Source organism: Nocardia shimofusensis NBRC 100134 (assembly GCF_001613125.1).
Taxonomy (GTDB): Bacteria; Actinomycetota; Actinomycetes; order Mycobacteriales; family Mycobacteriaceae; genus Nocardia; species Nocardia shimofusensis.
Genome location: NZ_BDBT01000051.1, coordinates 1 through 17,964 on the forward strand (window position 1 = coordinate 1; position 17,964 = coordinate 17,964).

The 17,964-nt window shown below is 68.0% G+C and carries 16 protein-coding genes; 7 read left to right on the forward strand and 9 right to left on the reverse strand.

Features of this window, described 5'->3' with window-relative positions; genetic code table 11:
- Positions 1–238: 238 nt before the first annotated feature.
- The 9 genes from NS3_RS27625 to NS3_RS27665 all read right to left on the reverse strand — a co-directional run bounded on the left by NS3_RS27625 (position 239) and on the right by NS3_RS27665 (position 8,629).
- Positions 239–535: a hypothetical protein gene (locus NS3_RS27625; protein WP_067865841.1), complete on the reverse strand. Its 297-nt coding sequence runs from the start codon at positions 533–535 to the stop codon at positions 239–241.
- 170 nt (positions 536–705) lie between these two features.
- The gene (locus NS3_RS27630; protein WP_067865844.1) at positions 706–1,533 is read right to left on the reverse strand and encodes an SDR family NAD(P)-dependent oxidoreductase; all 828 of its coding nucleotides are present in this window, start codon (positions 1,531–1,533) and stop codon (positions 706–708) included.
- A gap of 37 nt (positions 1,534–1,570) precedes the next feature.
- Positions 1,571–2,560, reverse strand: coding sequence for a PDR/VanB family oxidoreductase (locus tag NS3_RS27635; RefSeq protein ID WP_067865848.1), 990 nt, complete (start codon positions 2,558–2,560; stop codon positions 1,571–1,573).
- Positions 2,561–2,599: 39 nt separating this feature from the next.
- Entirely contained in the window at positions 2,600–3,805 is a 1,206-nt protein-coding gene (locus NS3_RS27640; protein WP_067865850.1) for a cytochrome P450, read from the reverse strand.
- A gap of 658 nt (positions 3,806–4,463) precedes the next feature.
- Positions 4,464–5,243 carry an SDR family NAD(P)-dependent oxidoreductase gene (locus tag NS3_RS27645; protein WP_067865853.1) on the reverse strand — a complete coding sequence of 260 codons (780 nt, stop codon included), beginning with the start codon at positions 5,241–5,243 and terminating at the stop codon, positions 4,464–4,466.
- Between the two features lie 37 nt (positions 5,244–5,280).
- Positions 5,281–6,522, reverse strand: coding sequence for a TetR/AcrR family transcriptional regulator (locus NS3_RS27650; RefSeq protein WP_067865856.1), 1,242 nt, complete (start codon positions 6,520–6,522; stop codon positions 5,281–5,283).
- A 54-nt stretch (positions 6,523–6,576) separates the two neighbouring features.
- On the reverse strand, positions 6,577–6,993 hold the full coding sequence (locus tag NS3_RS27655; protein WP_067865859.1) for a MaoC/PaaZ C-terminal domain-containing protein: 417 nt from the start codon (positions 6,991–6,993) through the stop codon (positions 6,577–6,579).
- The gene (locus NS3_RS27660) at positions 6,990–7,445 is read right to left on the reverse strand and encodes a MaoC family dehydratase N-terminal domain-containing protein (RefSeq protein WP_067865862.1); all 456 of its coding nucleotides are present in this window, start codon (positions 7,443–7,445) and stop codon (positions 6,990–6,992) included. The genes NS3_RS27655 and NS3_RS27660 overlap by 4 nt, the downstream gene beginning before the upstream one ends.
- Complete coding sequence (locus NS3_RS27665) at positions 7,445–8,629, reverse strand: lipid-transfer protein (RefSeq protein WP_067865865.1); 1,185 nt, start codon at positions 8,627–8,629, stop codon at positions 7,445–7,447. Before NS3_RS27665 ends, NS3_RS27660 begins: the two co-directional genes overlap by 1 nt.
- A 224-nt stretch (positions 8,630–8,853) precedes the next feature.
- Here NS3_RS27665 and NS3_RS27670 point away from each other — a divergent pair, with 224 nt between their 5' ends.
- From NS3_RS27670 to NS3_RS27700, 7 genes are all read left to right on the forward strand, one after another.
- A complete protein-coding gene (locus NS3_RS27670) occupies positions 8,854–9,678 on the forward strand; it encodes an SDR family NAD(P)-dependent oxidoreductase (protein WP_040794002.1) in 825 nt (274 codons plus the stop codon).
- An 11-nt stretch (positions 9,679–9,689) separates the two neighbouring features.
- Positions 9,690–10,559, forward strand: a complete 870-nt coding sequence (locus tag NS3_RS27675; RefSeq protein WP_245649844.1) for an enoyl-CoA hydratase-related protein — start codon at positions 9,690–9,692, stop codon at positions 10,557–10,559.
- 64 nt (positions 10,560–10,623) lie between these two features.
- Positions 10,624–11,613 carry a DUF7064 domain-containing protein gene (locus tag NS3_RS27680; protein WP_067865868.1) on the forward strand — a complete coding sequence of 330 codons (990 nt, stop codon included), beginning with the start codon at positions 10,624–10,626 and terminating at the stop codon, positions 11,611–11,613.
- Positions 11,614–11,661: 48 nt separating this feature from the next.
- Positions 11,662–13,233, forward strand: coding sequence for an AMP-binding protein (locus tag NS3_RS27685; protein WP_067865871.1), 1,572 nt, complete (start codon positions 11,662–11,664; stop codon positions 13,231–13,233).
- Between the two features lie 109 nt (positions 13,234–13,342).
- Positions 13,343–14,554, forward strand: coding sequence for an acetyl-CoA C-acetyltransferase (locus tag NS3_RS27690; RefSeq protein WP_067865874.1), 1,212 nt, complete (start codon positions 13,343–13,345; stop codon positions 14,552–14,554).
- Between the two features lie 65 nt (positions 14,555–14,619).
- Positions 14,620–16,758, forward strand: a complete 2,139-nt coding sequence (locus NS3_RS27695; protein ID WP_067865884.1) for a 3-hydroxyacyl-CoA dehydrogenase NAD-binding domain-containing protein — start codon at positions 14,620–14,622, stop codon at positions 16,756–16,758.
- A gap of 1 nt (position 16,759) precedes the next feature.
- Positions 16,760–17,902 carry an acyl-CoA dehydrogenase family protein gene (locus NS3_RS27700; protein ID WP_067865877.1) on the forward strand — a complete coding sequence of 381 codons (1,143 nt, stop codon included), beginning with the start codon at positions 16,760–16,762 and terminating at the stop codon, positions 17,900–17,902.
- Positions 17,903–17,964: the final 62 nt, after the last annotated feature.

Genomic DNA, 17,964 nt, shown 5'->3' on the forward strand with positions numbered 1-17,964 from the left:
CCCTGCCGCCCAAGCCGCTATCCGCGAATCGCTCGACAGCAACGACGACACCCAGGTCATGGCGGGAGCGGCGCGACTCGGCTGAGCGTCGCGACGAGCGCGGGTATTTCGACACGGCAGCATGCAGTTCGGGTCCTCGCATGGGAATACGGCCACCGCCTCGGCGCCCCATTCGACGACTGGGTCATCGCTGATGTCCTCCGGGGACAGTCATCCGCGCCGGTGCATTATCCGTCGGTTACGTCGAGTTTCTGGCAGCTTGCACGTCGGGCTTCCTCTGCGATCCGGTCAGTCGGGCGGAGGTGTCCGGATGAAGAGGTCGGCGTGGTGCCGACGGTCGACGTCGCGCGGGGCGCAGCTGGTGGGCGATCTGATCGACGGATTCGGCGAGGACCTCGGCGAAACGCGAGCGGTTCATGCCGAAGCGGACGAACAACTCTTCCTCCGGTGGGCCGCCGAAAGGCGACCAGGCCTCGGCGAACTCGACGATGTGCCAGGCGTCGGCCGAGAGGTTGTTCGGATGGAATGCGGTCATGTTCGATGTCCTGTTCGATAGCGCTGTTCGAATCACTCTCGGCGAGTACGCGGGCGAGAACAGGCGCGGACCAGCCCCGGGGAAGTGGCGGAATTCCCCGGGGCCGTACTCAAACGCTGTCGAACCGATGATGGGGGATCAGGGCGGGGCGGGGTTCGACAGGTCGGGGGTCACTGGCTTTCGGCCGTGGTCATTCCGAGGTTGCGCATGTCCGGGACGAACGGCTGGTGCGCGAGCAGGCCGCCGTCGACGCGGATCACTTCGCCGTTGATGCCGCGTGAGTCGTCGGAGGCGAGGAACAGGTACGCCTTGGCCAGTTCGGTGGGCCCGTTGAGCGTCGGGTTCATCGTGTGCCGGGTGTAGATGTCCTTGATCTCTTGCGGCAGTGCCTGTGCGGGGGGAGTGGTGGTGGTGCCGGGGCAGATCGCGTTGGCGCGCACGCCTTCCTTGCCGTACTGCGTCGCGGTGTACTTGGTGAGCGCGAGCAGGGCGGCCTTGGTGGCGCCGTAGCCGGTGAGGCTGTTGTCGCCGGCGAAGGCGTGGGTGGAGGCGGTGTTGATGATCGAGCCGCCGTGTTCGCGCAGGTAGGGCAGGGTGTGCTTGGTCATCAGCATGGCGGCGCGCAGGTTGACGGCCAGCACGTTGTCCCAGGTTTCGATCGACATGGTGGCCACGTCACCGTCGTCCATGGGGAAGATGCCCGCGTTGTTGACCACGATGCCGGGCGCGCCGAAGTACTCGACGGTCCGCTGGACCAGTTGCTCGATCTCGCTCTCGTTGCGCAGATCGATGCCGTAGGCGAGGGCCGTCTTCGCGCCGTGGCGATCGTTGAGTATCGTCGCGAGGCGCTCCGCGCCTTCGACATTGATGTCGGCCACGACCACGCGCGCGCCTTCGGCCGCCAGTTCCGTGGCGGTGGCGCCGCCGATGTTGAGACCGCCCTGTTCGACGAATGTCGCACCGGTGACGATCGCAATCTTGCCTTCTACGCGACCCATTGTTCTCTCCTGTCGAAATATGTATTCGGAAGTCGGTTCACAGATCCAGGACCAGACGCTCGCCGTGGCACCGGGATACGCAGATGAGGATGTATTCGTTGCTTTCGCGCTCTTCGGGAGTCAGGACCTCGTCGCGGTGGTCCGGCGTTCCTTCGAGGACTGTCTGCTCGCACCTGCCGCACATGCCCTGCTGGCAGGACGACAGCACGTCGACTCCGTTGGCTTCGAGCGTGTGCAGGATCGTCTGCCCCGGCGGCACCGTGATCGTCCGATCCTGTTTGGCGAGAACGACTTCGAACGCGCGGTCCTCGGCCGCCCGCACGTCGGCCTTCGGCACGAAACGCTCGGTGTGCAATGCGCCCGCGGGCCGATCGCGGCAGTGTTCTTCGAGCGCCTCGAGAAGCGCGGCGGGCCCACAACTGTAGATTGCGGTGTCCGAGGGGGTTCGGGCGAGGACGCCGGCCAGATCGATCAGGCCGTCACGATCCTCGGGGTGGAATCGGACGCGATCGCCGTAGCGCCCGAGTTCGTCACGGAATGCCATCGAGGCGGAGGTGCGTCCGCCGTAGACGAGCCGCCATTCGGCGCCGCGCTCCTGGACCTGCGCGATCATCGGGAGTAGCGGGGTGATGCCGATGCCGCCCGCGATGAACAGGTACCGATCCGACTCGACCAGGGCGAAATTGTCGCGGGGAGCGCCGACCCGGATCTTGGTCCCCGCGTGCAGCGAAGTGTGGATGAATTCCGAGCCGCCCCGGCCCTTGCCGGTTGGCTCGCGCAGTACGGCGATCCGCCACGCGTCCGGATCATTGCGGTCGCCGCACAGCGAGTACTGGCGCACGGCGCCCGAGGGAAGGAAGACATCGATGTGAGCGCCGGGCTGCCATGCGGGCAGCGAGGCGCCGGTCACCGGTCGCAGCGTCAGCGCCTTGACGCCGACTGCGACGTCCTCGGTGCTTTCGACGACGACATCCAGCTCATCGGCGGCCCCGTCTTTCGAGGCTGCCGGGACTTTCGACGGTGTCAATGACACGTTCCTTCCATCAGGACACGAGAGCGTGAACTGTCAGCGATCCCAGGTGACGGGCAACTCGTCGAGGCCGAAGATCCTGGCGAACTTGACCTTGACCTCGGCCGCGGGCACGGCCAGGCGCAGCGTGGGGATCCGTTCGAGCAGCGTGGTGAACACGATGTCCAGTTCGAGGCGGGCCAGCGGAGCGCCGAGGCAGGTGTGGATGCCGTGGCCGAACGTCATGTGACGGCTGGCGTCGCGGTGGATGTCGAAGCGTTCGGGGTCGTCGAAGACGTCGGCGTCTTTGTTGGCCGCCTCGGTGGACATCATCACCAGGTCGCCCTTGGCGATCTTCTGGCCGTCGATCTCGATGTCCTCGGTGACGGTCCGGGGCAGGTTGCCGATGATGTCGAGGTGGCGCAGCAGTTCCTCGACCGCCTGCGGCATGAGCTGGAGATCATTGCGCAGCTCGGCCAGCTGGTCGGGGTGCTCCAACAGCGAGAACAGGCCGAGGCCGATCATATTGCCGGTCGTCTCGTGCCCGGCCATGAGCAGGAAGGTCGACATGCCCGCGACGTCGATGACGCTCAGCGCACCGGACTCGATGTGCTTGACCAGCAGGCTGATCAGGTCGTCGCCGGGCTCGGCCTGCTTGATGGTCACCAGCTCGGCGAGGTACATCATGACCGCGCCGATCGCCGCCTCGATGTCTTCGGGAGTGCTGTTCGGGGCCAGCACGGCCCGGGTGCGTTCCTGGAAGAAATCGTGCTTGTCGTAGGGGACGCCGAGCAGTTCGCAGATCACCAGGGAGGGCAGCGGCAGGGCCAGCGCGTCCACCAGGTCCACCGGGCCCTCGGAGGCCAGCATGGTGTCGATCAGCTCGTTGGCGATGCGCTGGATGGTCGGGCGCATGGCTGCCATCCGGCGCGGGGTGAACTCCTTGGCCAGGATACGGCGCAGATCGTCGTGCTCGGGCGGGTCCATGGCGACGAAGAACCCGGGCACGGCCTGGTCGCCCGCGTCACCGCGGGAGGAGTCGTCGATGCCACGAACGCTCGTGCGCGGATCGGCGAGCACGGAGCGGACGTTGTTGTAGCCGGTCACCAGCCAGCCAGGCGTGCCCTTGAAGTCGACCTTGCGCAGCGCGTCGTCGGAGTAGGAGTCGTACTGCTTCGACAGCGAGAACGGGCACTCGCGACGGAACGGGAACGAGGCGAGGTCGTCGGTGGCGACCTCTGCTTCGGCGGGTTGCGTTGTCATTACTGCTCCTTCGTTGGGGCCGGTGTGCCGTGGGCCGTCGAGGCCGGCGCCGCTCGATGACGAACTGAGAGCTTCCCGGTGATTCGGGGGAATCGGGAGAGCTCGCCCATCCGATGAAATGTGACGGAGGGCACAGAGTGTGTTAGTGGTCATATCGTGACATGTCGTGAACGACTCGTCAATGGGGGTTGGTGATAAATCTTGTTCGCGGCGGCTCACGCTGCCGGGAAGCGTCCGATGCCTGTCGGTAAAGGTGCTGTAAGGAGGCATAATTCGAGGCGGAACGAGCGATCGCCGGTAGTTGTGCCTCGCTGTTCCGATCGGCTGCTCTGGGTCCGGCGAACGGCTGTTGTGGTCGATGGTGTTAGTGCAGATTATGAACTTTGGCCTCCTCGTTGCCGCTGCAGACGCGTGCGCGCAGCGGCGCGTGACACCTCGCCCCTTCGATCCGGCCCGCGAAGGACTCAGATGGTGGGCGCAGCGGAGTGCCGGCAGCGCCGGGGCAGCGGTCGCCCGAGGGGCGCCCCGAACGCTCCTGAGCTGTCCGAAAGGCTCTCGATCGCGCGGCCGTCCGATCGTCGCGGCATCGAATCGCCGCAGCGGTGGCCCGCTGCGGCGTCAGCTCCCTACGATTCGGGCCGCGCTGGGTGCGGCGTTGTCAGGCGGATGCGCGTGCGCGCTGGAAATGCGCGAGCAGGTCCGGGTACTTGACCAGGTGGGCGCCGCCGTTGATGTCGAGGGTCTCGCCGGTGAGCCACGCGGCGCGGGCGATGTAGACCGCGGCGTCGGCGATTTCCTCCGGGGTGCCCGGTCTGCCCAGCGGGGTGTTGGCGATGTAGTCGTTCTCGAGGCCGGGGACGCTCATCGAGGGGCTGGTCAACGGTGTCATGACGATGCCGGGTGCGATGGCGTTGACCCGGATGCCGCGCGGGGCGAGTTCGAGTGCGGAAACCTGGGTCAGCATGGCCAGACCGGCTTTGGCCGAGCAGTAGGCCGCCATCCCGGTTCCCGGTTGCCGGGCATTGAGCGAGGACAGCGAGATGATGACGGCGCCCGCTTCCATCGCGCGGGCCGCGTGTTTGACAACGAGGAAGGCGCCGGTCAGGCATACGTCCACGACGCGGCGGAACTTCTCGACCGGCAGATCGGTGACCGCGCCCGCGGCGCTGACGCCCGCGCTGTTCACGGCGATGTCGACCCGTCCGTGGGCCGAGCGTGCCGTCTCGAAGAGTTCGCGGACGGAGTCCTCGTCGGTGATCTCCACCAGGGCGGAGTCGTGGCCCGCGCCGAGCTCGTCGGCGAGTGCGCGGGCCTGGTCGGCATTGCGGTCGGCGACGGTGACGGTGGCTCCGTCCGCGGCCAGTGCGCGAGTGATCGCGGCGCCGATGCCCGAGGCGCCTCCTACTACTACTGCATGACGTCGTTCTGTGTCGGACATTGCGTGGGTCCCCTTCTCGGAGGGAAAGAGTGGGTGGTCATCGGAGGAGGCCCTGCGGGAGCACCATGGCGGTCGCCAAAGCGGTGAGTTCCTCGGCGATGCCGGGACGTTCCCGGAACTGCGGGATCTGGGCGACGTCGGTGACGACGCCGATCACCGCTTGTGTGAGGGCGCGGGCGTCGGCCGGGGTGAGGTCGGCTGCGAGTTCGCAGATGGCCTGCACCCATTCGGCGACGTATTCGCGCTGGGTTTCCCGCAGGGCGGATTGTTCTTCCTCGGACAGGTACAGCAGGTCCGAGGCGAGGATGTGCATGATTCGGCCGTGCACGCCCAAGGCCTGCCGGATGTATGTGCGGATGAGCGCCTCGAGCACCTCGTGCGGGGTGGTCGCTTGCGCCAGAGCGTCGGCGGTCACGTAGAGCAGCCCTTCGGCGCCCCGTTCCAGGATGGCGCGCAGGACCTGCGCCTTGCCGGTCACGTGCTGGTACAGCGTGGCCACCGACATCTCCGACGCTTTGGCGATGTCGTCGATGCGCACGTCGTAGAAGCCGCGTTCCTCGAACAACCTGGTCGAGGCCTCGATGATGCGCTCGCGTCGTCCCGCCGGGCGCCGCGGCACGGCGGGAGGCGGCGCGACCGCGTCGGGCGCGATGTCGGGCAGCGGGCAGTCGATGATCGTCTCCGACAGGGCCGCTTGGATTTCCATCAACCGCTCGGGTGACAGGTGGCCGCGGATGTCGGGGGTGTTCGAGTACATGGTGAGCACGGCATAGCCGAGCAATTCGGCCTTGCGCCGGTCCACGGCGGGATTCAGGGCGGTGATCTTCGAGGCGATGTAGTCGCGGTTGGCGGTGAAGTGGTCGCGGAACAGCTCGTATTCGGCTTGGCGCAGGTGTCGACGCTCACGCCGCCACAAGGTGGCCTCGTCGCCGTTGGCCGTCAGGTCGCTGAGTCCTTCGAGGAACAGGTCGAGTTGCTCGCGGGGAGTCGAACCCGTCCTGTCCGCTTGTTCCTCGAGTTCGGCCACCATGTCGGTCTGGCCTTGCAGCGCGCGTACCAGGATGGCGTACTTGCCCTTGAAGTGCCGGTATACCGCGGGCCCGGTCAGGCCGACGGCGGCGCCGATCTGGTCGATACTGACGTTCTGGTAGCCGGTGTCCTGGAACAGGCGCGCGGCGGCCCGTGCGATCTGTTCGGTGCGCTGGCCACCGCGCGTGGACAGGCTCGGGGAGTCCCCGCCGGTGTCAGTGTTCGTCGGCGTCGCCGTCGGTCGTGACATGTCAGCTCTTCCCTGTGGGCGCGATCATGCGGCTATTTTCGCATCTCGGACACGTCATGCTCCTGGCCACGCCACGACTGCTTTTCCGGCCAGCGTCTTGGTGCCGTCCGCGAGTTCGGCCGTCAGGTCCAGGTGGGCGCGCTGTTCGCCGTCGACGGTCTCGATGCCGGTGATCTCGGCGCGGAACACGGGTTGGGCGAGAACCGGTGTGATCGCGGTGAATCGGGTGGACAGCTCCAGGATGCGGCTCTGCGGCACCCAGTCGGTGAGCAGCCGGCCGAGGTAGGCCATCGACAGCATGCCGTGGGCGAAGACGTCGTCCATGCCGGAGGCGCGTGCCGAGTCGATGTCGATGTGGATCGGGTTGTGGTCACCCGAGGCGCCGGCGAAAAGGGCCAGCGTCGTGCGGGAGACGGCGCCGGGACGTAGTTCCGGAACAGACGTCGTCACGGCGGGTGCGGGTGAGTTCACGAGGTGCCTCCGGGGTTCTTGATGACGCTGACGCTCTCGAGTTCGGCCACGACCGCGCCGTCCCTGGTCACCGTGGTGCGGCGGACCAGGAAGTCGAGCGCGCCACCCGCTTTGGAGTAGGCGTCGACGTAGGCGGAGTCGAACTGCACCCGGTCTCCGGCGTGGACGTCGGCGAAGTAGCGGAACCGCTGTTCACCGTGCAGCACCGTGCCGAGGTCGACGCCGTGGGCGGCGAGATCGTCGAAGACGGGGGAGTTCTCGAGTTCGAGACCGAACAGGAAGGTGGGCGGGGCGAGCACATCGGGATGGCCTGCCGCGATCGCGGCGTCGCGGTCACGGTAGATCGGATTCCGTTCGCCGATCGCCACCGCGAACTGCTTGATCCGGCCGCGTTCGATGTCGGCGATCACCGGAGGCGTGACGACATCGAGGATTGCGTGATCGAGGGACATCAGCCCACCTTCTCGTACAGAGTCACGACGCAGGCGCCGCCGAGACCGAGGTTGTGCTGCAAGGCGATTCGCGCGCCGTCGACCTGGCGATCGCCTGCCCGGCCGCGCAGCTGCCACACCAGTTCGGCGCACTGCGCCAAGCCGGTGGCGCCCAGCGGGTGCCCCTTGGAGAGCAGGCCGCCGGAGGGGTTGGTCACCACTCGTCCGCCGTAGGTGTTGTCGCCGTCGAGGATGAACTTCTCGGCGGTGCCCTCCGGGGTGAGGCCGAGGCCCTCGTAGGTGATGACCTCGTTGGTGCTGAAGCAGTCGTGCAATTCGACCACCGGGATGTCCAGCGGATCGACGCCGGACTGCTCGTAGACCTCGGCGGCGGCCTTGGCGGTCATGTCGTAGCCGGCGACCTTCATCATGTCGGTGGTGTCGAAGGTGCCCGCCACATCGGTGACCAGCGACTGGGCCCGCACCCGGATGCTCGCGTCCAGGCCGCGGGCGCGGGCGAACTCCTCGCTGCACACGATCGCGGCGGCCGCGCCGTTGGTCGGCGGGCAGCACATCAGCAGGGTCAGCGGTCCCCAGATCTGCTTGGAACCCATCACGGTGTCCAGGTCGATCGGGTCACGGAACACCGCGAGCGGGTTGCGGCCCGCGTGCGCGCGCGCCTTGACCGAGACACGGCCGAACACCTCGGAACTCACGCCGTAGCGCGCCATGTACTCCACGCCCGCGCCGCCGAACATCTTGGCCGCCATCGGGGCCTGCTCGTCGCCGCCGGGGCGCGAGGCCGCGATGTACTCGCCGCGCTCGGTCGGGCTCGGGCGATCATTGTAGGCGTTGACCAGGGCGCCCGGCTGCATCTGCTCGAAGCCGAGGGCGAGCACGCACTCGGCGGTGCCGGAGGCGACCGCCTGGCGCGCGAGCCACAGGGCGCTGGAACCGGTGGAGCAGTTGTTGTTGACGTTCACCACCGGAATGCCGGTCATGCCGACCTCGTAGAGGGCGTTCTGGCCGGAGGTGGAGTCGCCGTAGACGTACCCGACATAGGCCTGCTGGACATCGCTGTAGTCGATGCCCGCGTCCTGCAGGGCCGCGATGGTCGCCGCGGCGCCCATCCGGTCGTAGGTCTCGCTCTTTCCGGGTTTGGTGAAGGGCATCATTCCGACGCCGCTGATACAGACGTTAGTCATGGGCCTGTCCTTGCTCGAGGGGGTCTGTACGGCCAAGTGTGAACGTGACTATACATATTCATGATTAACAAGCGGCGCATAATGCCTGCGAAAACTTGCCATTGACGCCCACAAGTACTGAAGTTAGTATTCACCCCAGTGACCGCTGTCACAGACTATTCCACGCAGGTATACGCCGGTTCTCCCGGCTTGCGGCGTGACGGACAAACTCCAGGAGGCAGCACGTGAGCGTGCAGAAACTGCAGGACAAGGTTGCGCTGGTCTCGGGCTCGGGTCGCGGCATCGGCCGCGCGGTGGCGCTGAAGCTGGCATCCGAGGGCGCCAAGGTCGTCATCAACGACCTGGACCCCGAGCCGGCCAAGGAGGTCGTCGCCGAGATCGAAGCGCTCGGAGGTCAGGCGGTGGCCTGCGTCGGCAGCGTCACCGACCCCGAGTTCGCGGATCGGTTCGTCGCCGCGGCGGTGGACAACTTCGGCGGTATCGACATCATCGTCAACAACGCCGGCTACACCTGGGACAACGTCATCCAGAAGATGACCGACCAGCAATGGAACGACATCATCGACGTGCATCTCACCGCCCCGTTCCGCATCCTTCGTGCCGCGCAGCCGGTCATCAGCGCCGCGGTCAAGCGGGAGCGCGAGGCCGGCGTCGTGCCGTGCCGCAAGGTCGTCAACATCTCCTCCACCTCCGGCCTGCAGGGCAACGCAGGCCAGGCGAACTACTCCTCGGCCAAGGCGGGCATGGTCGGTCTGACCAAGGCCATCGCCAAGGAGTGGGGTCGCTACAACGTCACCGTCAACGCCGTCGCCTACGGCGTGATCAACACCCGGCTGACCTCGGTGACCACCGAGGAGAAGACCATCAAGGTGGAGGATCGCGACATCAAGGTCGGCGTCAACCCCGCGGTGATGGAAGCGGCTACCAAGCAGATCGCGCTGGGCCGGGCGGGCACCGTCGAGGAAGCCGCGGGCGCTGTCTACCTGCTGTGCAGCCCCGAGTCGAGCTACATCACCGGCGAGACGCTCGTCTGCGGCGGCGGGCTGTGACGGAGGCATCCGTGCGGGGCGATGCCGTGCCGGGCGAGGGGTTCGCGCACGACTACGAGGATGTGAGCTACGAGGCGTCGGACGGCATCGCCGTGGTGACCCTCGACGCTCCGCAACGTCGCAACGCGTTCCGGGTCCGGATGCTCGTGGACGTGCTGCGAGCGCTGGACCGGGCCGACCGCGATCCCGAGGTGCGCGCCGTGATCGTGACCGGAGCCGGGGAGGCCTTCTCCCTGGGCGCCGCGCTGGACGGCCCGGAGACGCTGTCGAAGGCGCTGGCCGAGGACGTCGACGGGCACACTCCCACCGGCTACCGCGAGCCCGCGGGCCGGATCAGCGAGCGACTGTTCGCCATGCAGAAGCCGGTGATCGCCGCCCTCAACGGGCACGCGATCGGCGGCGGGGCGACGATCGCCGCCGCGATGGACATCCGCGTCGGCAGCGAGAAGGCCAGGTTCGGCTTCGTCTTCAATCGCCGCGGCGTCGTGCCGGAGGGCGCGTCGTCGTGGTTCCTGCCCCGGCTGGTCGGGATCGGCCGGGCGACCGATTGGATCCTGACCGGCCGCGTGTTCGACGCCGCGGAGGCCTACGAAGCGGGCTACCTCACCCGGGTGGTTCCCGCCGATCAGGTGATGACCGTGGCCATGGAGTACGCGCAACAGTTCGTGCGCGATACCTCGCCGACCTCGGTCGCGCTGTCCAAGCGGCTGCTCGCCTCGGCGTGGCAGTACTCCCATCCCGGGCCGGCGGCCGCGGACGAATCCCGCGCGTACGCGGGCAGAGTCGATTCGGCGGACGCGCGCGAAGGGATCATGTCCTTCCTCGAGCACCGCCCCGCGGTGTTCCCGCCGCTCGACCCGTCACCGGCCCAGAAGTTCTGAGTTCGTCTTCACGGCCCGTCCCCACGGCCCATCCCGCCGCCCATTCGGCTGCACGAGGAGCACCATGACCACCGAACCGTTCACCGTCTGCAAGTACGGCGCCGACGCGGAGGGGACCCACGACTTCGCGGGCATCCCCAACTTCAACGAAAGCGTCTACTTCAACTTCGTCGACCCGGTCTCCCAGCTCGGCGGGCTCGTCCGGATCGGCAACCGGCCCAATCTCGGGTACAGCGAGACCTCGGTGCAGCTCACGCTGCCCGGCGGGGCCATCGCGTTCCGCGCCGGGCGCACGCCGCGGGAGACGAACGACGACTTCGCCGGTCAGGGCCTCGAGATCACTTTCACCGAGCCCACGCGCAAGGCCGAGATCACCTACCGCAATACCGTCGCCCGCGTGGTCCATCCGTCGTTGATGGCAGAGCACGGTCGCATCGCGCTGAAGAACGCGCCCTCGGAGGAATGCGAGATCTCGCTGACCTACGAGGCGACCAGCCCGATGTTCGTCATCAACAGCGACGGCGACGGCGACTGCACCCCGGGCAGTTCCACGATCGCGACCGATCACTACGAGCAGTTCGGGCACCTGTCGGGCACCATCCGGGTCGGCAGCCGGACCTGGGTGCTCGACAAGGTGACCTCGTTCCGTGACCACTCGTGGGGGCCGCGCGAGTGGGCGTCCTACACCGGGGAATGGGTGGCCGGCTGGCTGGCCGACGGCACCGCCTTCAGTGCCTATGGCGAATACGAGAAGTCCGGGGTGCGGGTGTCCGCGGGCGCCGTGCTGACCACCGACGGCGTCGCCCACCCGATCACCGACTACACCGTGCACACCGACTACGCCGGTGAATCCACCTACTCGGGTCGCCACGTCGGCATCATCACCGCCGAAGGCCTGCCGACGATCCTCGTCGACGGCGCCATCCGGCACTTCGTCCCGGTCACTCAGCGCACCGAGGATCGCGCCGTGCGGATGGGGCAGATGACCGTCGACCTCGCCGAGGGGCACGGCGGCTGGGCGGTCGCGGAATTCCTGCGCCCGATCCGCCAGTAGGCCGCCACCCCGCCGCACCCGAACGAATCGTCTCCGAGGAGCACACCCATGTATCCCGGCCGCCATGCCATCGAACATCCCGATCGCCCCGCCATCGTCATGGCCCCCAGCGGCGAGGTCATGACCTACGGGGACCTCGACGCGCGAGCCAACCGGCTGGCCGCGCTGTTTCGCTCGGAAGGGCTGGCGCCGGGTGATCACATCGCGCTGTTCATGGAGAACCACCTCGAGATGATCGTCGCGATGTCGGCGGCCGAACGGTCGGGGCTGTTCTACACTCCGGTCAACTCGTTCCTGTCGGCGGCCGAGGCCGCTTACATCATCGACGACTCGCAGTCCAGGCTCGTCATCACCACGGCAGCGAAAGCTGCTGTCGCGCAAGAGTTACCCGAACTGTGTCCGCGAGTGAGCCGCTGGCTCATGGTCGACGCCGAACCCGGCTCGCCCGCGCTGACCGGGCCGTACGAGTCCTATCGCACGGCGGTCGCCGAGTTCGGCACCGCGCCGGGGCCCGACGAACGGCTCGGCACGCCGATGTTCTACTCCTCCGGCACCACCGGCAAGCCCAAGGCGATCAAACGCCTCCTGCCCGAGGCGCATCCGGGCCAGATCCTCGCGATCGAGGACTTCGGCCGCAAGCTGTTCCACCTGCGCGAGGGTATGCGCTTCCTCTCACCCGCCCCGCTCTACCATTCCGGTCCGCAGTCGACGGTCGCGATCAGCCTGCGCCTGGGCGCGACGGTGGTCGTGATGGAAAAGTTCGACGCCGAGCTGTACCTCGAGCTGATCGAGAAGCACCGCATCACACACTCGATGGTCGTGCCGACAATGTTCTCCCGCATGCTCAAGCTGCCGGAGGACAAGCGCGCCCACGACCTCTCCTCACTCGAGGTCGTGGTGCACGGCGCCGCGCCCTGCCCCGTCGCGGTCAAGGAAGCCATGCTCGACTGGTGGGGCCCGGTGATCTACGAGTACTACGGCGGCACCGAGGCCAACGGCATGTGCGGATGCACGCCCGAGGAATGGCTGGCGCACAAGGGCACAGTCGGCAGGCCCTTCATGGGCGAGCCGGTGATCCTCGACGACGACGGCAACGAATGCCCGCCAGGCGTGGCCGGAACCATCTGGTTCCGCGGTGAGGGCAGTGGCTTCGAGTACTTCAACGACCCGGGCAAGACCGCCGAGGCCAAGGACGCCACCGGGACGATGTCGAAGATCGGCGACATCGGTTATCTCGACGAGGACGGATTCCTGTACCTCACCGACCGCCAGGCGTTCGTCATCATCTCCGGGGGTGTGAACATCTACCCGCAGGAGATCGAGAACCTGCTCGTCACCCATCCGAAGGTGATGGACGCCGCGGTCTTCGGCGTCCCCGACGAGGATTTCGGCGAGGCCGTGAAGGCCGTGATCCAGGCCGTCGACCCCGCGGGCGCGGGTAACGACCTGGCCGCCGAACTGGGCGAGTTCTGCCGCGAGCATCTCGCGAAATTCAAGTGCCCCAAGTCTTTCGACTTCATCGACGAGATGCCCCGGCTGCCCACCGGAAAGCTCTACAAGAAGCCGCTGCGCGACGCCTACTGGCAGACCGCGGAATCGTCCACGGCCGCCGCCCGCTGACCACCTCCCCTGCCGACTGCTCCGCCCACCGAGCGCCACCCCGGCGCGGGCGCCACAGACCGAAGCCCCGCCCCACGAGCGCGGCCCTCACCCAGAACAGGATCACCAAATGCCTCATGACGTATACGTGTACGACGCCTTCCGCACCCCGCGAGGTCGCGGCAGGGGCGGAGCTCTGCACGGCGTCAAGCCGATCTCGCTCGTCGTCGGCCTGCTGCGCGCGCTGCAGGACCGCAATCCGAGCCTGGACCCCAAGCGTGTCGACGACCTGATCCTCGGCGTGGTCAGCCCGCTACGCGACCAGGGCGCCGACATCGCGCGCACCGCCGCTCTCGCCGCCGGACTGCCCGAGACCGTGGCCGGTGTGCAGATGAACCGGTTCTGCGCGTCCGGGCTCGAGGCCGTCAACACCGCCTCGCAGAAGGTGGCCTCGGGCTGGGAGTCGCTGGTGCTCGCGGGCGGCGTGGAGAGCATGTCCCGGGTGCCGATGGGCTCCGACGGCGGGGCCTGGGCCAACGACCCGGAGACCAACCTGACCACCGGATTCGTCCCGCAGGGCATCGGCGCGGACCTGATCGCCACCCTCGAGGGCTTCACCCGTGAGGACGTCGACGCGTTCGCCGTCGAATCGCAGCGGCGCGCCGCGACCGCCTGGGACGAGGGCCGCTTCGCGCGCTCGATCGTGCCGGTGCTGGACCGCAACGGTCAGACGATCCTCGACCACGACGAGCACATCCGCCGCGGCACCACCCTCGAATCGCTGGGCAAGATCAAGCCCGCCTTCGCCGCGCTGGGCACGCAGGCCGGATTCGACGCGGTCGCGCTGCAGAAATACCACTGGGTGGAGCGCATCGACCACGTGCACACCGGCGGCAACTCCTCGGGCATTGTCGACGGCGCCGCGCTGGTGGCGATCGGCAACGAGGCGATCGGCAAGGAACTCGGCCTGACCCCGCGCGCCCGCATCGTCGCCGGCGCGGTGAGCGGCTCCGATCCCACCATCATGCTGACCGGCCCCGCCCCGGCCAGCCGCAAGGCACTCGAGGTCGCGGGTCTGAGCGTCGACGACATCGACCTGTTCGAGATCAACGAGGCGTTCTCCTCGGTCGCCCTGCGCTTCATGAAGGACCTCGACATCCCGCACGAGAAGCTCAACGTCAACGGCGGCGCGATCGCCATGGGCCATCCGCTCGGCGCGACCGGCGCCATGCTGATCTCCACCGTCGTCGACGAGCTCGAACGCCGCGATCAGCGCCGCGGCCTGATCACCCTGTGCGTCGGCGGCGGGATGGGCATCGCCACCATCGTCGAGCGGGTGTGAACGCACCGATGACCCAGACATCTCCCCACCAGAATTCCGACAACTCTTCGAGCGAGGCCGACGCCGTGACCACCACCGACACCATCACCTGGGAGCAGACCGAATCCGGTGTCGTCGTCCTGACATTCGACGACCCCACCCAGTCGGTCAACACCATGACCGCGGCCTGGTCCGCCTCCTTCGCCGCGGCCCTGGACCGGCTGGCCGGGCTGGGCTCCGAGCTGACCGGTGTGATCCTGACCTCGGCCAAGAAGACCTTCTTCGCAGGCGGCGATCTCGGTGATCTGCTCGCCACCACCCCTGAGCAGGCCGGCGAACTGACCGCCTTCGCCAACGGCGCCAAGGCCATGCTGCGCAAGCTCGAGACTCTCGGGGTGCCGGTGGTCGCCGCCCTGGGCGGCAGCGCTCTCGGCGGCGGGCTCGAGATCGCGCTCGCCTGCCACCATCGCATCGCCGTGGACGCACCGGCGATCCGGATCGGCCTGCCCGAGGTCACCCTCGGCCTACTGCCCGGCGGTGGCGGCGTTGTGCGCACCGTCCGGCTGCTGGGCCTGGACACCGCACTGGACAAGGTCCTGCTGCCCGGTACCGCCTATCGCGTCGGTGACGCGCTCGCGCTCGGACTGATCGACCGCGTCGTGCCCGCCGCCGAGGCGCTGATTCCCGCAGCGCTGGAATGGATTTCGGCCAATCCGGGCGCCACCCAGCCGTGGGACCGCGGTGAGCCGATCCCCGGCGGAACCGCGAACACCCCGTCGATCGAGGCCCTGCTGCCGGTGCGCGTCGGCGCGCTGCGCAACCGCCACAAGGGTGCCCCGATGCCGGCCCCGGCCAATATCCTCTGCGCGGCCGTCGAGGGCACCCAGGTCGACTTCGACACCGCCTCGGCGATCGAGACCCGCTATTTCGTCGAGCTGGTCACCGGCCCGGTCGCGAAGAACATCATCCAGGGCACCTTCTTCGACAAGCAGGTCATCAAGTCCGGCGCGAGCCGGCCGAAGGATTTCCCCACCCACCGCGCCACCTTCGCCGCCGTGCTCGGCGCGGGCATGATGGGCGCGGGCGTGGCACTGTCGTGCGCGCTCGTCGGCATCCGGGTGGCGCTCAAGGACGTCGATCTCGCCGCGGCCGATCGCGGCAAGGACTATGCCCGCAAGGTGCTCGGCAAGCAGGTCGAGAAGGGCAGCCGAACCCGCGAGGACGCCGACGCGATCCTCGAACTCATCACCCCCACCGCGTCCGTGCAGGATCTCGCCGGTGCCGATCTGGTGATCGAGGCCGTGTTCGAGGACCCAGATCTCAAGCGCAAGGTCTTCGCCGAGGTACTCGAGGTGGTGGCCCCCGACGCGGTGCTGGCCTCCAACACCTCCACGCTGCCGATCACCGATCTCGCCCGCGATCTACCGCGCCCCGAGGACTTCATCGGCCTGCACTTCTTCTCGCCGGTCGACCGCATGGAACTGATCGAGATCATCGTCGGCGACAAGACCAGCGACGCCACCCTGACCAAGGCCTTCGACATCGCGCTGCAGATGCGCAAGACCCCGATCGTCGTCGGCGACGGCCGCGGCTTCTTCACCAGCCGGGTGATCCTGCAGCGCCTGGTCGAGGCCGGCGCCATGGTGGGCGAGGGCATCCACCCGCAGTCCATCGAGCAGGCCTCGCTGCAGGCCGGCTACCCGGTGGGCACGCTGGCGCTGCTCGATGAACTGACCCTGTCGTTGCCGTTGAAGATCCGCGGCCAGTTCCGTGAGGTCGCCGAGCAGAACGGCGGAGAGCTCGCCGCACACCCCGGCGACGCGGTGCTCACCACGATGGTCGAGGAACTGGGCAGGCCGAGCCGCCTCGCCGGCGCCGGCTTCTACGACTACGTCGACGGCAAGCGGGCGGGGCTGTGGTCCGGTCTGGCCGAACAGTTCCCGCGTGCCGAGCAGCAGGGCGACCTCACCGAGCTGCGCGATCGGCTGCTCTTCGCCGAGGTGCTCGAAACCGTCCGCTGCCACGACGAGGGCATCCTGCGCTCGACCGCCGACGCCAATGTCGGCTCGCTGCTCGGCATCGGCTTCCCCACCTGGACCGGCGGCACCAGTCAGTTCGTCGCGGGCTACCCGGGTGGCACCGCCGCGTTCGTGGCGCGTGCGCAGGAACTGGCCGACCGGTACGGCGCGCGGTTCACCCCGCCCGCCTCGCTGACGGAGCGGTAGCATGCGCAGAGACCTGTACATCGACGAGCACGAGGCGTTCCGCTCGGCCTTCCGCGCACTGCTCGACCGGGAGGCCGTGCCGAACGTCGAGAAGTGGGAGCAGGCCGGCACCGTCGACCGCGGGTTCATCACCAGTGCGGCCGAATCCGGTTTCCTCGGTTTCGAATTCGATTCCGAATACGGCGGCCTGGGCATCGATGACTTCCGCTACAACGCCGTCATGGCCGAGGAAGTCGTGCGCTCGGGCATGGCCGGCGACACGTTCAGCATGCAGAACGACATCATCGTGCCGTATCTGCGCGATCTGGCCACCGACGAGCAGAAGCGACGCTGGCTGCCGAGGTTCACCCGCGGCGAGTGCGTCACCGCCCTGGCCATGACCGAACCCGGAGCGGGCTCGGATCTGGCCTCGATCCGCACCAGCGCCGTCCGCGACGGCGACCACCTGGTGATCAACGGCGCCAAGACGTTCATCACCAGCGGCGCGACCTGCGACCTGGCGATCGTGCTGGTCCGCACCGGCGAACGCGACGGGCGAGGCACCTCGCTGGTCGGAGTCGAATACGGCACACCGGGATTCGAACGCGGCAACCCGATGCACAAGATCGGGCGCAAGGCCCAGGACACGGCGGAACTGTTCTTCACCGACTGCCGGGTACCGGTCACCAACATCCTCGGCGAACCGGGACGCGGCTTCGGCTCCGCGATCGCGAATCTGCCGCGCGAGCGGCTCTCGATCGCGGTCTCGGCGGTGGCCTCGGCAGCGCACGGGCTGAGCCTGGTGCTGGACCACGTGCGCTCGCGCGTCGCATTCGGCGCGCCGCTGGCCGACCTGCAGTCGGTGCGGATGTCCATCGCCGACATGCACACCGACGTCCAGATCCTGCAGCACTACATCGACGGCTGCGTCACCGCGCTCAACCGCGGCGAACTGTCCGCCGCCGATGCCGCCGGCGCCAAATACAAAGCCACCGAACTGCAGTGGAACGTGCTCGACCGCTGCCTGCAACTGTTCGGCGGCTACGGCTACATGGAGGAATACCCCATCGCGCGGATGTGGCGTGACGCGCGCATTCAGCGCATCTACGGAGGAGCGAACGAAGTGATGACCGATCTCGTCGGCCGCGCGGTGGTGGCCGGATGACGGGCGCAGCGCAGGCGGACCCGCTCGCCGGGCGCACCGCGCTCGTCACCGGCGGCTCGCGC

Coding starts and splice junctions, on each gene's coding strand:
- NS3_RS27625 (WP_067865841.1), bottom strand. CDS start 535: ATGACCGCATTCCATCCGAACAACCTCTCGGCCGACGCCTGGCACATC.
- NS3_RS27630 (WP_067865844.1), bottom strand. CDS start 1,533: ATGGGTCGCGTAGAAGGCAAGATTGCGATCGTCACCGGTGCGACATTC.
- NS3_RS27640 (WP_067865850.1), bottom strand. CDS start 3,805: ATGACAACGCAACCCGCCGAAGCAGAGGTCGCCACCGACGACCTCGCC.
- NS3_RS27645 (WP_067865853.1), bottom strand. CDS start 5,243: ATGTCCGACACAGAACGACGTCATGCAGTAGTAGTAGGAGGCGCCTCG.
- NS3_RS27650 (WP_067865856.1), bottom strand. CDS start 6,522: ATGTCACGACCGACGGCGACGCCGACGAACACTGACACCGGCGGGGAC.
- NS3_RS27660 (WP_067865862.1), bottom strand. CDS start 7,445: ATGTCCCTCGATCACGCAATCCTCGATGTCGTCACGCCTCCGGTGATC.
- NS3_RS27665 (WP_067865865.1), bottom strand. CDS start 8,629: ATGACTAACGTCTGTATCAGCGGCGTCGGAATGATGCCCTTCACCAAA.
- NS3_RS27680 (WP_067865868.1), top strand. CDS start 10,624: ATGACCACCGAACCGTTCACCGTCTGCAAGTACGGCGCCGACGCGGAG.
- NS3_RS27685 (WP_067865871.1), top strand. CDS start 11,662: ATGTATCCCGGCCGCCATGCCATCGAACATCCCGATCGCCCCGCCATC.
- NS3_RS27690 (WP_067865874.1), top strand. CDS start 13,343: ATGCCTCATGACGTATACGTGTACGACGCCTTCCGCACCCCGCGAGGT.
- NS3_RS27700 (WP_067865877.1), top strand. CDS start 16,760: ATGCGCAGAGACCTGTACATCGACGAGCACGAGGCGTTCCGCTCGGCC.